A 14,514-nucleotide genomic window follows, 5' to 3' on the forward strand; every position below is an offset into this window, starting at 1 on the left:
TCCTCTTTACTTTTTTAACTCATCTTTAACTATATAATAAGATTGCTTTAAACGCTCATGATACTCAGGTACATTCCATCCCTTTAAATTGTACGCTTTACTATTTAATCTATTTATAGTGTTATTCTCTTCTTTTTCAGTTACTCCTATATTTATAGCATTTATTCTTAGAGGCTTCGTCTTAAATTCTTTATAAAAATCATCTTGAATTTGTTTTGTTGAAGGATCCATAAAGTTTATAAGACCCCATGGTATACGCACCTCTACATAATGGTCTCCTATATAATAATCTGTAGCTGAATTATAGTTTTTGCTATTAGGATTTCCATTGCCTTTAGTTAATTTGCCAGTCTCATAACTTATTTTATTTAATGTCTCATTCAATGATTTTACATACATCTTAGGTCTTATATCCATATAAATAGGTGAGAAATAGTCCATATCAGGTGTATTTTTTATTAAATCTGGTCGTTGTTCATAAAGTGTTTTGTTTTCATAAAAGTTAAATCTATTATAATATTCATGTACTGATACCATCGAATTATTATTATCATTTATACTAATTATAAAATCTACGGGTTTATCAAATTTTAGATTATACTGAGTACTTTTATTTGATCCTGACTTAGGAGTTACATCTAAATCTATATATAATCCTTCTTTCTTTAAATTTAGTTTTCTTTGTGACTTAACCATTAAATATAGATACTTATCATCACTTTTTGCATGTAAACTTAATTTATCATTTTGACTTAAAATATCACTATCATTCCAATCACTTAAGCTATCATCCGGGTATGGAGTTTCATTTGCTTTACCTGGCTCAAAGTCCATAAGCCCAAAACTTTGACTATATGTTTGTGCATCACTCCAATAAGCTGATCTATCTAAGATTTTGCTATCTTTAGTATTCCATGACGAAGATGCCCAGCTATCTTGAAACTCAAATATAAAGCATCCTGAAATTCCCGATTTTTTTATAGCCCTATATGTACTAACTAAAGCTTTACCCTGTTCCTGCTCAGTAATATAGCCTTTGTTAACGTCTTTATTAAAATCTCCACCTGCCCTGCTTGATGGGACACCCATTTCTCCGATTATAACCGGTATTTTATAATGATCATTAATTTTTTTAAAGTATTCATCCATATTATCCTGATATTCTTTTAAATCCGTAAAAGATGGATATATATTGTAACTAGCAACTATACCTGTTTTTAGAGATCTTGTCCTTTTTATATTACTAACATCTACAAAGTTTTTTATTTCTTTTTCATCTTTACTCGATTTGTTATTGATTATATTTGATGGAGATGTACCTATAAAACTTATTAAACTTTGTTTTTTGTATTTTGCAAATTCATATTTAGTTAAATAATCTCCCATACTAGCTAGGTATGATTCAAATGAAGATGCATCTTTATTTGTATACATATATTTCCCATTGTATGGAGATTTTTGGTTCATTATATCTGCATATATTATGTCATGCTTTGCAAATTCAATTCCTACGCTATACCCAATAACATATTTTGATACATCTGTCTTATATCTTTCAAATATATCTGATTTTTTTAAATTATTTAAATTCCCATGCACAGAATCTATTGCAATTTTAATATTATTTTTAAATGCTTCAGATGCAGTTTTCCCTTCAGGATCTTTACCATTTTTAAGCAATTTTTCATCAAAGTAAATTCCTTGCATTAAGTATATAGGATTCTTTTTATCTTTATTGAATTTATGTAGCGCATCGTAAAAACTAGCATCCATTGTATGAGAAACCTTTATACAGTTAGCCCCCATATCATAAATATAACTTATCCATCTTAAATATTCTTCTTCACTTATCATATTTTCACTTGAAAATACACCAGGTTTAGTAGAATTCAAATCTACACCTACAATTTTTAAATTTCTCCATCTATCATTCTTAGCTATATAAATATCTTTTCCTTTAGTTTTTATAAAATAAGTTTTATTTTTTGCCAAAACATCATTGGATATAAAGTTTCCAAATTCAACTATACCTATTAAAAATATTAATATACAAATAGTTAAAAACTTCTTCATTTAATTTCACTCCTATTAAATAGACCACTTACTTAAGGTGTTTATATTTTGATCCATCCACTTACCTCTATTTTTTATAAAACTTTTCATTAAGTTCAATTCTTCTTCATATGATTTAGCTTTGCCTTCTGTAGATTTTACTAAATGAGCATGTTTATCTAAGAACTCAATATATTCTTGTGGCGTTTTTATATTCGAATCACTAAATAAATCTGAACTATTCTCCTCAAATACCTCTGCTTGATTACATAGTTTGATTGGCCATTTATTAAAATTTCTTTCAATTGATTTTCCTAATTTTTTTTGGTTTTTATCTATTTCCTTTATCAAATATTCATCACTTAAATAAGTTTTTCTCAGTTCTTTGTATCTATTTATAACTTTATTAGCAAATAATTTATCTTCAATTAATCTATCAAACCAAGGTCTTTGATTCATAAAAAAACCTTTATAGTCATATGGCTGTCCTATATCTTCAGTATGATTTCCTAATGATTGATTGAAATCCCAAACTGGACCAGCTTTCAGTTTTCCATTATAGTCCTTATACATATATGTACTATAAATTCCAGCATCAGTATTTTTAAAAAATTCATTAATTATATAAAAATCAACAAATGAATCATCATCAATATATTTTTTATATCCTACATCTGGATCATTAAATTTATCAGAATAAAGCATTCTTTCAAATTTACTTATATATTTTTGTATGTATCGGTATTTCCCGGGTGTTAAATCTTTTTTAGGATATTCAATGTTTAATCCATTATTATATAATGAAATTTCTTTCCCATAACTATCAACTTCTATATCTCCTTCTTTTTGTCTATTTTTAGCCAATATAAAACTAGTATCTTTTCTTCCCTCTATAGTTTTAGTTATATCTACTCTGTCTTCTCCTCTGTTGATTTTTTCAATCATCATATATACACCTTGATAATTAGAATCATCTATATTAAGGCTTTTGTTATCTACTAAAAACACTTCACAAAATTTTACTCTAGGTGCATATCCCATTATTTTGCTAGATGTTTCTAATGCTATATAATTTCTCATTAAAGATTTATCCGCAAAAGGTGCGTTTAACACCCATTCAGAATCCCTTGGCATTCCTAGTAAACTTTTTTCTTTCTCCCCACCTTTTTTATCCATAAGTTTTATTATGTATTGTTTTTTAGGGTACTTACTAGTACTATTTCCTCTTATTTTAAAACTCGCTCTACTTGTTAGGTTGGGTGTATCACTTAATCTATTTAATCCTGATTTATTATCATAAATTTGAATTTCTCCAACAGTTTTATCTTCTCTTTTGATAGTGTTTCCATCTGTATCAATCAAAACTATAGGTAAGTTGTAATCTTTGCTTATTTTACTTTCTTGCTGGTATGTTTTGAAGTTTTTTTGTTTAACTTTTTCGAATTCTTTTTGTGATAATTCTTTTATATAACTTAGGTTTGCTACTATTAATAATGTTAAAAATAAAAAAGCAATTGCTACAAAACTTTTAAATATATCTTTTTTCATAATATATCCCCTAACCTATTGTCTCTCCATTTTGAGCAACTATATTTACAGTGCTAACCCCTTCTATACTATATAAGCTACCTATAATATTTTCATCTTCATTATTTTTAATTTTTATCTGATATATTATTTCTATATTGTCTCCTACTGAATTTTTAGCTCTTAATTGACTCCCTTTAAATGAGTTAAATACGCATCTCATAATCTCTTCTTCTTTTTCTCTTAAACCTCTTATTATTAATATATATCTGTCTTCTTTTCCAAATCCACTAAAACTAAACATAGATAAAACTGCAAATAAAAATAATGAACCTATAATTGCTACCATATAATTTGAGCTACCTACACTAAGGCCTATTGCTATACACCAAAATATATAACCAGTATCTCTTGGGTCCTTTATTGCAGTCCTAAAACGAACTATAGATAATGCCCCTACCATACCTAGAGATAAAGCTATATCACTACCAATAACTATCATTACCATAGTTGTAACTAAAGTAAGCATTACTAAAGATACGTTAAATTTTCTATTGTACATAACTCCGCTAAATGTTATTTTGTATGTCCAAAATACTACTACCGATAGTAATAGTGCTATACACATTGTTTCCAATGCTCCAAAAGCTGTTATAGTTCCACTTTGGTTTGTTAAGTATTTGTATAATGTTTCCTTCATTCCACCACATCCTTATAATATATAATTTTCAAAAAACTGTCTTGAACTACAATACTTACTAAGAGATCTGTTTGTTGTATCTAAACCAGCTAAAGCTTGAGATATCCAACAAAACAATTCCCCATCAAATTTCACTTCTAAAACTGCATTATAATAGTCTACAATAGGTGTCATTAGTATATCTTCATTGAACATGTCAAAATCGAATTCATTAGACTTTATATCACTGTCCAATGTAACTCGTATATTATTTTCATTATGTATATAAGCCCTTCTATTATAATCTACAAGTACTACTGGCCTATATTGACCTATAGTCATTATATTGTACGCGGATTTAGCTGTTTCATTTTCATAATTTAAAAGTACACTATAGTCTTTATTTATAAGAGCAATTGCATCTTCTCTACTTATAGTAGTTGTCTCTTTTCTTTGGCTTACATTCATCTTTCGCTTTATTTCAAGTTTGACCTTATCTGTTTTAGTGTCATATATTCTCAACCTTATTTTCTTTCTTATCTCTTCTCCATTTACTTTTGCATAATAATCATCATTGTTTAAACTATCAAAGTATAAGCTTCGTATACGATACCCATAACTTTTATTATTTGGATCGGGTGTTAATACCTCCTTAAAAAGTTCATTAACTTTGTAATAATCCATTTCACCTATTGGGTATTTAAGTTCTCTTCTATTTACTATCAAATTTCCATACTCCTTGCGTAGATTTTCCGGTTAATATATTCTATATTCTAGCACATCATGATATTTTATTATCTTTTTCGACATTACAGTCAATATTGTACTTAGCTAATGGTAAAAAATAGTTTTATCTATTATTCTAAGCTAGAATTATATATCTTTACTTAATTGATATACCCAATGTTAATTAAGTTCAATAAAGTTTTTAATTTCCTTTAACTGTAATCATATTTAAAAATACTTTGGATATTACGTAAAATTATTCATAATTTGTGGATTTACTTTATATCGCAAAGAAGGGTGTAGGTAGTTGACTCTTAACACCAAAGTCTCTGACTTTTAAGTGTTTAAAATCAACTACCTACACCCTTATCCTTCTTTTCCACAATAAGCATAGGGATATAGTTGTATTTTGCTTGTGTATCAAAATACAACTATATTCCTCTCTTTACTTATAACTTTAAATCTTTTACTGCTTCTCTTGTTACTACTAATTTATTTTCTATTTCTTCGATATTTTCTTTAGCCATACCTATAAATAGCATATCGATTATCGCAAGTTGAGATATTCTTGAGCTCATAGCTCCTTCTCTTAAAGATTTTTCTACATAAGGAACCTTTAACGTTATATCAGATAAATCTTCCAACTTATTACTTATACTTGCCTTTGTTATACTTATCACTGGAACATTATTTTTATTTGCATTTTCTACACACTTTATTACTTCTTTTGTCGTTCCTGAATATGATATTGCAACTGCTACATCTTCAGGTTCCATTAAAATAGATGAAGTAATTTGTAAGTGAGTGTCCACATGTGCTATACATCTTTTATTTATTCTACTTAATTTATAATAAAAATCTTGTCCTACTAACCCTGAAACTCCAACGCTATATACATATATATTCTTTGCTTTAGAAAGCAAATCTATCGCTTTTTCTAAATCTTCTTCTTGAATTAAATTTACAGTTTTATCCATAACTTTATCAATCGATTTTTTTATCCCATATATTATATCTGTTGTCTCAAGTTTTTTGTTTATATACTCAAAATCAGCTTTTTCTTTTATATCTCTTAAACTCATAGATAACTTTAACTTCATTTCATTTAAACTTTCAAATCCTAATTTTTTTGAAAATCTAATCAATGTAGCTGCCGAAGTATTTGTTATTTCCCCTATTTCTTTAGCTGATAAATTAATTATACTCTCATTATTAGAAAGTAAATAGTCAGCTATAAGCTTCTCGCTATCTGTAAAATCTTCATAATTTTGTTTTATATACTCTAAAATATTCATAACTTAGACCTTTCTAAAATAAAACTTTTTACCATTCTTTATATATTTTAATAGATAAAAGTCATCTTGTAAAACTGATGCTACTTTATTTATTCTAACATCGTAAGCTTGATTTGTAGTTAAAATTTGAAGCTCTCCCATATACCTCTTATATCCTTCATTGTCTATAGTTATATCTCCATAATTTTTATCTACTGTATTTTCAGGTTTTATATTATTCCCATTTAATATTAACCTACTTTCACTAGCTCTTATAGCATCTCTTGCTCCATCAGTTCGTGAACTATATATTTCTTCTAATAATTTTAACGAAACTTTCTCTTTAGTATCTACTTTTATTCTTAATTCTACTCCTTCAGTGAAAAGGTTGGCTAAATCATTTAACTCTTGTTTGCTTGGAAGTGAATCCCCTATAAAAACTGATTGATTTCCTATTGCAAACAAATGATTTGCAGCTTGCCTTACATCTTTATTTCTATGATCTTCTAATGTTGGTAATCCATCTTTTAATGGACTTCTTTTTCTGTTGTTAGATTGAACGAATGCACATATCTTTATTCCTCTATCATTTAAAATTTTATTTTTTTCTAACATACATTCCTCAGATATCCCCGTTCCGATTCTTGGATAAAAATTGTGAAGTGCATCTATATTTTCATAATTTGGAGAAAATTTATCTAAGTTTTTAAAAAATGATTCTGTTATTGTAGACGCATTTAATTGTATTTGTATACCATAATCATTTTTACTCATATTAGATATCTCTTCTTCTGTATATCCAAAATCAATTCTTATTGTTTTTACTCCCATATCTCTTAACCCTTTTAAATCCATGTTATTTAAATCTAAAAATTTAAAAGTATTTGGAGATATATCACTAATTATATCCATATCATATTGTTTTGCTAACTCAAAAAACTCTCTCACTTCAACTTTTAAAATATCATAATTAGCTTCTGGAATATGAAGCGATGTGAAAATCCTAGTAAATCCTAACTCATTAGCATCTTTTAATAATTGTATATTTTCATCTTTTGTATTATCTAATCCAAAATAAACTGAAAATCCTAAACTCATAATTACTTCCTCCTCATATAAAAATGGACTGCCCTTATTTTTTGGACCAAGATATAATACTAATTTGTAGCGACCTTCAAAGCATCTTTTAAGCTTTGGGAGCACAACTTAGTATTATATCTGGAGTGCCCAAACCTTAGGTCAGTCCTTTACTATTTTTTATTCTACCGGATCTTCAAACCCTAATAATTCTGTAAAGAAATATCCACCTACATATGAAGCTACAACTCCAATTAAGAAGACAAACATTTTCCCATCGGCTATTAATAGTGCAAGAGGTAATCCTGATACTCCCATTGCTACTGCACCAACTTTGAAAAATGCCATTACTGCTCCACCTATTCCTGCTCCTAAACAAGCTCCTAAGAAAGGTTTTCCAAGAGGTAATGTTACTCCATATATTAAAGGCTCTCCTATACCTAAAAATCCTGGTACTAATCCATTTTTTGCTGTTTCTTTTAATCTTTTATTTTTAGTCTTTTTAAAAACTGCTATTGTAGCTCCAACTTGAGCCATACCTGCTGTTGCAAGTATCGGAAGTAAAACTGTTGAACCTGTACTTGCTATTAAATCTGCATGTATAGGTGTTAAAGCTTGATGCATTCCAGTCATAACTAATGGTAGGAATAATGCTCCTGACACTGCTCCTGATATAACAGAAACTAACATATTTCCTGATGCTACAGTATTTGCTACTACTAACCCTATTGAATCAGATATAAATCCACCTACTGGTTGCAATATTAATAATGCAACTAAAACTGAAACTGTTAGTGTAACTAGTGGAGTTATAAATAAGTCTAGTACATCTGGCACTACTTTTTTACATCCTTTTTCAATATAAACTGCTAATAGCGCAACTAGTATTACTGATATTATTCCACCTCTACCTGGTGTTAATGTCATTCCAAATAAATTTATATCAGCAAGTACTGGAGATGATAAAATTCCTCCAAGTACTCCACCCATCATAGGCATTTGTGATCCAAATTCTTTTGCTGCATTTAACCCAACTAATATAGATAAAACTGAGAAAACTCCATTTCCTATTAACCCTATTATCTTAGCTGCAGTTGTACTTGTATATGCTTCTCCAAAATATACACCTGCAATATTATTAACTGCTAAAACCAATCCACATGCTACAAATAACGGTATTAAAGGTATAAATATATTTCCAACTTTCTTAAGTGCATTTTTGAATTTTGTATTATTTTTTTCCTTTAATTTGTCTTTTGTTTCTTTTATTGCATCATCACCTAGCAATACTTTTTTACCAACTATCTTATTTACTTCTTCAGTTACTTTATTTACTTTACCTGGTCCATAAATAATTTGTAATTGTCCTTCTGCTTGAACTACTCCTAACGCACCTTCTGACTTTTTCAATTCTTCCATTTGAACCTTTGAATAATCTAAAAGTTCAAGTCTACAACGTGTCATACAGTTTTGCACACTTTTAATATTTTCTTTTCCACCAACTAACTCAATTAAATTCTTTGCTATTTCTTGGTTTGTCATTACAATTCCTCCTATCTATTTTTATATATTTTTAAGAGCTTTTGCTATATATCCATTATTCATTTCTAATATTACTTTAGCTTCTTCTTTTTCTAAATTTGACAAGATCATAAATATAGATAGCTTTACATCAAAATCAGTTTCATTTAAAACAGTTTCTGCTTCTTTAAAACTTACTCCTGTCGCTTCACACACTATTTTTTTAGATCTTTCAATTAATTTTTCATTTGTTGCTTTTACATCTACCATTAAGTTTCCATATACTTTTCCCATTTTTATCATGCTTCCTGTTGATAGCATATTTAATACTAATTTTTGTGCTGTCCCTGACTTTAATCTTGTAGACCCTGTTACAACTTCTGCTCCAACGACTGGAGATATTGCTATTTTAGCTTCTTTTGCTACTTGTGAGTCTGCATTACATGTAACTGATATCGTTAAGGCTCCTATTTCATTTGCATACTCTAATCCCCCTATTACATATGGTGTTCTCCCTGATGCAGCTATACCTACTACCGTATCATTTTCATTTAAATGTTTATCCTTTAAATCTAATACAGCTAATTCTTTAGAATCTTCAGCACCTTCTTTAGCTCTAAATATGGCCTCTTGACCTCCTGCAATTAATCCTTGAACTAATTCTTCTGATACTCCATATGTTGGAGGACATTCTGATGCATCTAGTATTCCTAACCTTCCAGAAGTTCCTGCACCTATATATATTAATCTTCCACCTTTTTGCATTCTCTCTACTATTCCATCTATGGCTTCTGCTATTTGAGGTAGTTCTATTTCTATTGCATTTGCTACCTTTTTATCTTCTTCATTTATCATCTTAACCATTTCTAAAGTTGATACTTTATCTATATTTAATGTATTTTGATTTCTACTTTCTGTTGTTAATTTCGATAAGTTTAATTTATCCATTTTTTTACCTCCATATTTTTATGAATTCGTTTTCTTGTTTGTAATTTCATAATACCATGTTTGAAATATCATTTCAATATATTTTATAAATAAAGAAATATTATTTTATAGATATGGTAAAAATTTATATCTATTTAATACATTTAAGAGAATACATTTTCCTAAAACTAAAAAAGTTAACTCACTTTTTATGAGTTAACTTCTACTTTTGACTGCACTTTTCTTTCCATTTTCCTAATTTTTTATTGTATATTTCTTTTATAAGTTCAATATCTACTTCATTTTCATAATTTTGACTTATTATTGAGCTTGCAACGATAATAACATCTAAACATTCTTCAGTTATATCATGCTTTGACTTATTTTTATATCCACATCCACATGCGTTTATACTGCTAAGTATCGACTGTGCTACTTCTCCTGTTTCTTCTGTTAATTTTAAAGCTCTTTGTTCTATTGTTTTTTTATCTATTTGTGTTAGTTTTTGAATTTCTTCAAAATTAACTAATGTGTTGTTGTTCATTGTTATACCTCTTTTCTTTAATTAAACACCATATTTAGTATAGCATAAGTCTTAGATATAAGAGGATATACATGTTTTGATCCACAAACAAAGTTCAGCTTGAAATGTCCATAACCCATGTATACCTTTTTCTCAAACTTTAATATATATTGAATAGATTTTCAATGTTAAATCTTATTAACAAAATCAGTAAAGTAGCTAGTTTTATTGGTTTAGTATTAAATTTGTGTTAATATATATATATGTAGCTAATTTGAAATTTAATTGGCTACCTCGTGTTTTTACTTCCTACGATTTTCGTAAATTTAAAGGGGGTTGTAATCAGCAATGGATCGGTTGAGAAGAAGTTATAATATGGTTATGTTCTTATTATTAGGACTAATCTGTGGTATATCTGGAAATTTACTAGATAAACCCGTATTAACTCCTGTACTTTATATAGGTTGCGCATTATGTGGACTTATATTTTCAGGGTTAGTATTCTCTCCAATGAAAAAAGGACTTGAAAATTAAAACTTAAATAAAAAAGAGCTATTCATATAGCTCTTTTTTTCATGTTATTTTACATTTTCTACATTATAATCATTGTCTAACTTTGACTTATATCCATTAACTAGTGAATCTAATGCTTGCTTTATTTCATATTCACTTGGTAATATTACATATCTTCTTGCATCTAATATAAATTTACTTTCTTTGTTAACTATGTTCACACTTGAAATTTTCTTATTTACACTACCTTTCATATCTAAAAGCAGCTTAGAAAATTCTCCTTTAGTGATATTCTTTAAAATTATGTACACTTCTTTTTCTGTTAACAAATTATCTTTTGAAACTCTTTCAACTTCTTCATTAAACATTTCCATAACTTCTTGATTCGTATTTTTTATATACTTATCAAGCATTAACTTTGATAATCTAGCTGTTAAAAATCCACCTACCCCTATACCTAATATATTTAACAATATATATAGTGAAGCATTATCCAATACTTTACCAAAATTAGTTGCAATAGCTAAAATGAAAAATGCTAAAGTTCCTCCTAAAATGCCTAATATCAATTTAACATTATTAATTTTTTGATAACTTTTTTCATCTTCCAATGAAAAATTGTCTTCTATTGTGTGATTTCTGTATTTATATAAATCTATATCAAATGAATTATTAGTAGAGTGCATACTTTTAGCAAACCTGCAATATTCACTCTTATCCACAGTATTATCTAAATTTATACTTTCAATAAATTTATCTCCATAAATTTTTATACTTCTCAATATAGCTTTTATAAGTGCTTCATTTTTAGAATCTCCATTCCATATAGATAGTGCATATTCTATACATCCTGACATCCCTAACATATGCTCTACTTCTACACTTCCATCAATTTCAAAAAACTCTATTCCTCTTACTTTACCTTCATTAGCTATAATCTTAGCTTGATTGTATGTAAAAGCTCCTCTTTTTAATATCTCTTTTGGCTCTAGTGTTGCATGTGTCATACCTTCTTTTATTCTATCTTCAAAATCAGCTATAGCTTCTTCATATTTATCTAGAGGTATTTCAATGCTAATAGGTGATCCATCTTCATTTACAAACCTTAATTCACCATAATTCAAACATGCATCAACACATCGTTCGCCGTTGCTATTGTATTTATTTTTCAGTATCTTTGTCATATATAATTTCACCCTTTACAAATGAACTTCGTTATCTATGGTTGTTATTTATCTATTGCGTCTACTATAATAAGTCCTTTTTTATTTTTTATAAGCCCTGGTTTGCACTTATAAATATTATATCCATTTACACAAAGTAGTGCAAGTCCATTAGCTTTAGTGTCTAGTTTTGATATACAGCATTGGTAAATTCATATTGACCTTCTATATCTCTAGATATTAATCTATAAATTTAAGAAGCATTTCTTCATCTTTTATCTACTCTGAAGATTATTTACCATAGACCACATATCATCCCCTACCTGTATGCCTTTGCTATTATATTGAAATGATCTCTGAGCCATTATTAAATTTACCATTTCATCTTGCATATTTACGTTAGACATCTCTACATGCCCTTGTAATATGCTTTTATTTTGTACAACTTCAACATTTACCGGTTTTGCAGTGAATAAGTTATCTCCTACTGATGTAAAATCAACATCTCCTTTAGGTTGATATAAATTAATTTCTCCAACTTTATTTTTATCTAGATAAATTTCCCCATTTTTATTTATACTCAAGTCTCCATTTTTTAAGTTAATATTTTTAACATTACCATTTATAGGCTGTATATCTAATACATTTCCCTTATCATCTACTAATTTACCAGTTGAATCTAAGTTAAATTCACCATTTCTAGTATAAGCATAGCTTCCATCTGATCTTATTACTCTAAAAAATCCATTTCCATCTATTGCTAAATTAGTATTTATTTTAGTTTCTTTAATTGCACCTTGTTCATAATTTCTAGTTGCTTGAGATATTCTGCTCCCAGTACCAGTTCTAATATCCGGAGAATTAGTTGGGTATGAGTTTTTATGTAATGATTCTTGATATAAATCTAAAAAGCCAGCATCTAATTTTTTATATCCTACAGTCTGAACATTTGTTATATTGTTAGATATTAACTCTATATTAGATTGACTTGATAACATTCCAGCCTTGCTATTATGCATTATATTATACATATATTATACCTACCTTACACTTCCGATTTCATTAGCTATTTGTCTTAATGTTGAATCTATTGTTTGTATAACTTTTTGGTTCGCTTCAAACTCTTTAACAGTTTCCATCATTTCTGTTACCGAACTTATGTAATCTACATTTGACCCTTCTACATATCCTTGCTTTATAGAGTAATTATTTGAATTCATAGGGTTATTTCCTGAATATAGATTATCTCCAACTTTTTTTAGGCTTTTATAATCATTAAAATCTACAATAGAAAATTTATAACTATCTCCACCTTCTACTGTAAGCTCATTTGAAGAGCTTACTGTAATTTTGCCATTTCCTACATATATAGGTTCATTAGCTCCTGTTGCCTGATTTAATCCCATAACATTATGACCACCATTTGTTACAAGGTATCCTTGTGAGTTAACTTTAAATGATCCATCCCTAGAATAAAATGTATTTCCACCAAAATCTCTTATTTGAAAAAATCCACTTCCATCTATTGCAAAATCTGAATTATTTCCAGTTCCTACAAAAGTCCCTTGTTTAAAGCTAGTATTAACTTCATCCATCCTAGTTCCAAAACTTACTCCGCCTAAAATTTGTTGATACGCTTTTCCATTTTGATAGTTATCATTATTGGATAAAGTCATTTCTTCAAAACTTTTAGAAATTAATTTATCTTCTTTGTATCCATTAGTTTTTATATTTGCTACATTGTTTGTTATTATACTTTGTCTTGACTGCAAATTTAGCATTGAAGATACCGATGCATATAGTCCTCTTATCATAGTTCCTCCTAATCCAGGTATTTCATTTTTTTCATAATACCTCTTAAATTTGAAATAGCTTTTTTACTCAACTGTGAAACTCTAGATTCTGTAACTCCTAATACTTCACCAATTTCTTTAAGTGTCAATTCTTCATAATAATATAGTGATAATACAAGTCTATCTTTTTCCTTTAACATGTCTAAAGCCTTAGCTACTGTTTCTATCAACTCTTCTTTTTCTATTGATGCCTCTACATTTATAGAGTCGTCTTTTATTATGTCTATCAATTTTAAATCATTATCACTATCTAGAACCATATTATCAAGAGAACTTGTGCTTAAACTTAAAGTACTTTTTCTTATTTTATGGACTTCGTCATTGGATACTTCCATAAATTCAGCTATTTCATTTACTGTAGGTTCTCTAAAATGTTTATGTTGTAAATTTTCTATACAATTTTTATATGATCTTACTTTACTTATACATCCTCTAGATACCGGTGATTGCTTTCTAATTTCATCTATTATATAAGATGTTATTCTTATTGAAGCATATGTAGAAAATTTAACACCTTTTCCTTCGTCAAACTTATCACTTGCATCTAATAATCCCATAACTCCATAACTTACTAAGTCCTCGTATTCCATTCCTATTTTATTAGTATAATACTTGGAAGCAATACTTCTAACAATAGGCATGTTTTGATTTATAAGTTCTTCTTTACTAATCATAATGT

General features: G+C 28.2%; 14 protein-coding genes. 1 reads left to right on the forward strand and 13 read right to left on the reverse strand.

Annotated elements, in window-relative coordinates:
* Positions 1-6: 6 nt before the first annotated feature.
* The 9 genes from KXZ80_RS11720 to KXZ80_RS11760 all read right to left on the reverse strand — a co-directional run bounded on the left by KXZ80_RS11720 (position 7) and on the right by KXZ80_RS11760 (position 10,327).
* Positions 7-2,073 (reverse strand): hypothetical protein, encoded by a 2,067-nt coding sequence (locus KXZ80_RS11720; protein WP_021433648.1) that lies wholly within the window; start codon positions 2,071-2,073, stop codon positions 7-9.
* Between the two features lie 15 nt (positions 2,074-2,088).
* Positions 2,089-3,600 carry a CotH kinase family protein gene (locus KXZ80_RS11725; protein ID WP_021433649.1) on the reverse strand — a complete coding sequence of 504 codons (1,512 nt, stop codon included), beginning with the start codon at positions 3,598-3,600 and terminating at the stop codon, positions 2,089-2,091.
* A gap of 10 nt (positions 3,601-3,610) precedes the next feature.
* Complete coding sequence (locus tag KXZ80_RS11730; RefSeq protein WP_021433650.1) at positions 3,611-4,279, reverse strand: DUF4956 domain-containing protein; 669 nt, start codon at positions 4,277-4,279, stop codon at positions 3,611-3,613.
* A 12-nt stretch (positions 4,280-4,291) separates the two neighbouring features.
* Complete coding sequence (locus KXZ80_RS11735; RefSeq protein WP_021433651.1) at positions 4,292-4,984, reverse strand: polyphosphate polymerase domain-containing protein; 693 nt, start codon at positions 4,982-4,984, stop codon at positions 4,292-4,294.
* 449 nt (positions 4,985-5,433) lie between these two features.
* Positions 5,434-6,279: a MurR/RpiR family transcriptional regulator gene (locus tag KXZ80_RS11740; RefSeq protein WP_021433652.1), complete on the reverse strand. Its 846-nt coding sequence runs from the start codon at positions 6,277-6,279 to the stop codon at positions 5,434-5,436.
* A gap of 3 nt (positions 6,280-6,282) precedes the next feature.
* Complete coding sequence (locus KXZ80_RS11745; protein ID WP_021433653.1) at positions 6,283-7,356, reverse strand: MupG family TIM beta-alpha barrel fold protein; 1,074 nt, start codon at positions 7,354-7,356, stop codon at positions 6,283-6,285.
* 159 nt (positions 7,357-7,515) lie between these two features.
* On the reverse strand, positions 7,516-8,877 hold the full coding sequence (locus KXZ80_RS11750) for a PTS transporter subunit EIIC (protein ID WP_021433654.1): 1,362 nt from the start codon (positions 8,875-8,877) through the stop codon (positions 7,516-7,518).
* Positions 8,878-8,898: 21 nt separating this feature from the next.
* Positions 8,899-9,804, reverse strand: coding sequence for an N-acetylmuramic acid 6-phosphate etherase (gene murQ, locus KXZ80_RS11755; RefSeq protein ID WP_021433655.1), 906 nt, complete (start codon positions 9,802-9,804; stop codon positions 8,899-8,901).
* A gap of 202 nt (positions 9,805-10,006) precedes the next feature.
* Entirely contained in the window at positions 10,007-10,327 is a 321-nt protein-coding gene (locus KXZ80_RS11760) for a MazG-like family protein (RefSeq protein ID WP_021433656.1), read from the reverse strand.
* Between the two features lie 327 nt (positions 10,328-10,654).
* Here KXZ80_RS11760 and KXZ80_RS11765 point away from each other — a divergent pair, with 327 nt between their 5' ends.
* Positions 10,655-10,840 carry a hypothetical protein gene (locus tag KXZ80_RS11765; RefSeq protein WP_055830801.1) on the forward strand — a complete coding sequence of 62 codons (186 nt, stop codon included), beginning with the start codon at positions 10,655-10,657 and terminating at the stop codon, positions 10,838-10,840.
* A 44-nt stretch (positions 10,841-10,884) separates the two neighbouring features.
* Here KXZ80_RS11765 and KXZ80_RS11770 read toward each other — a convergent pair whose 3' ends face one another.
* The 4 genes from KXZ80_RS11770 to KXZ80_RS11785 form a co-directional block, all read right to left on the reverse strand.
* Positions 10,885-12,003 carry a hypothetical protein gene (locus KXZ80_RS11770; RefSeq protein WP_021433658.1) on the reverse strand — a complete coding sequence of 373 codons (1,119 nt, stop codon included), beginning with the start codon at positions 12,001-12,003 and terminating at the stop codon, positions 10,885-10,887.
* Between the two features lie 254 nt (positions 12,004-12,257).
* Positions 12,258-13,013 carry a flagellar hook-basal body complex protein gene (locus KXZ80_RS11775; protein WP_021433659.1) on the reverse strand — a complete coding sequence of 252 codons (756 nt, stop codon included), beginning with the start codon at positions 13,011-13,013 and terminating at the stop codon, positions 12,258-12,260.
* A 9-nt stretch (positions 13,014-13,022) separates the two neighbouring features.
* Positions 13,023-13,796, reverse strand: a complete 774-nt coding sequence (locus KXZ80_RS11780) for a flagellar hook-basal body complex protein (RefSeq protein ID WP_021433660.1) — start codon at positions 13,794-13,796, stop codon at positions 13,023-13,025.
* 8 nt (positions 13,797-13,804) lie between these two features.
* Positions 13,805-14,509, reverse strand: coding sequence for a sigma-70 family RNA polymerase sigma factor (locus KXZ80_RS11785; RefSeq protein WP_021433661.1), 705 nt, complete (start codon positions 14,507-14,509; stop codon positions 13,805-13,807).
* Positions 14,510-14,514 lie beyond the last annotated feature (5 nt).

The sequence above is a fragment of the Paraclostridium bifermentans genome, assembly GCF_019916025.1.
Lineage (GTDB): Bacteria > Bacillota > Clostridia > Peptostreptococcales > Peptostreptococcaceae > Paraclostridium > Paraclostridium bifermentans.

What these genes read in the sequence shown, in the direction of transcription:
- KXZ80_RS11780 (WP_021433660.1), bottom strand. Translation starts at nt 13,796, where the DNA reads ATGATAAGAGGACTATATGCATCGGTATCTTCAATGCTAAATTTGCAG.
- KXZ80_RS11750 (WP_021433654.1), bottom strand. Translation starts at nt 8,877, where the DNA reads ATGACAAACCAAGAAATAGCAAAGAATTTAATTGAGTTAGTTGGTGGA.
- KXZ80_RS11730 (WP_021433650.1), bottom strand. Translation starts at nt 4,279, where the DNA reads ATGAAGGAAACATTATACAAATACTTAACAAACCAAAGTGGAACTATA.
- KXZ80_RS11765 (WP_055830801.1), top strand. Translation starts at nt 10,655, where the DNA reads ATGGATCGGTTGAGAAGAAGTTATAATATGGTTATGTTCTTATTATTA.
- KXZ80_RS11725 (WP_021433649.1), bottom strand. Translation starts at nt 3,600, where the DNA reads ATGAAAAAAGATATATTTAAAAGTTTTGTAGCAATTGCTTTTTTATTT.
- KXZ80_RS11760 (WP_021433656.1), bottom strand. Translation starts at nt 10,327, where the DNA reads ATGAACAACAACACATTAGTTAATTTTGAAGAAATTCAAAAACTAACA.
- murQ (WP_021433655.1), bottom strand. Translation starts at nt 9,804, where the DNA reads ATGGATAAATTAAACTTATCGAAATTAACAACAGAAAGTAGAAATCAA.
- KXZ80_RS11775 (WP_021433659.1), bottom strand. Translation starts at nt 13,013, where the DNA reads ATGTATAATATAATGCATAATAGCAAGGCTGGAATGTTATCAAGTCAA.
- KXZ80_RS11720 (WP_021433648.1), bottom strand. Translation starts at nt 2,073, where the DNA reads ATGAAGAAGTTTTTAACTATTTGTATATTAATATTTTTAATAGGTATA.
- KXZ80_RS11770 (WP_021433658.1), bottom strand. Translation starts at nt 12,003, where the DNA reads ATGACAAAGATACTGAAAAATAAATACAATAGCAACGGCGAACGATGT.
- KXZ80_RS11745 (WP_021433653.1), bottom strand. Translation starts at nt 7,356, where the DNA reads ATGAGTTTAGGATTTTCAGTTTATTTTGGATTAGATAATACAAAAGAT.
- KXZ80_RS11740 (WP_021433652.1), bottom strand. Translation starts at nt 6,279, where the DNA reads ATGAATATTTTAGAGTATATAAAACAAAATTATGAAGATTTTACAGAT.
- KXZ80_RS11785 (WP_021433661.1), bottom strand. Translation starts at nt 14,509, where the DNA reads ATGATTAGTAAAGAAGAACTTATAAATCAAAACATGCCTATTGTTAGA.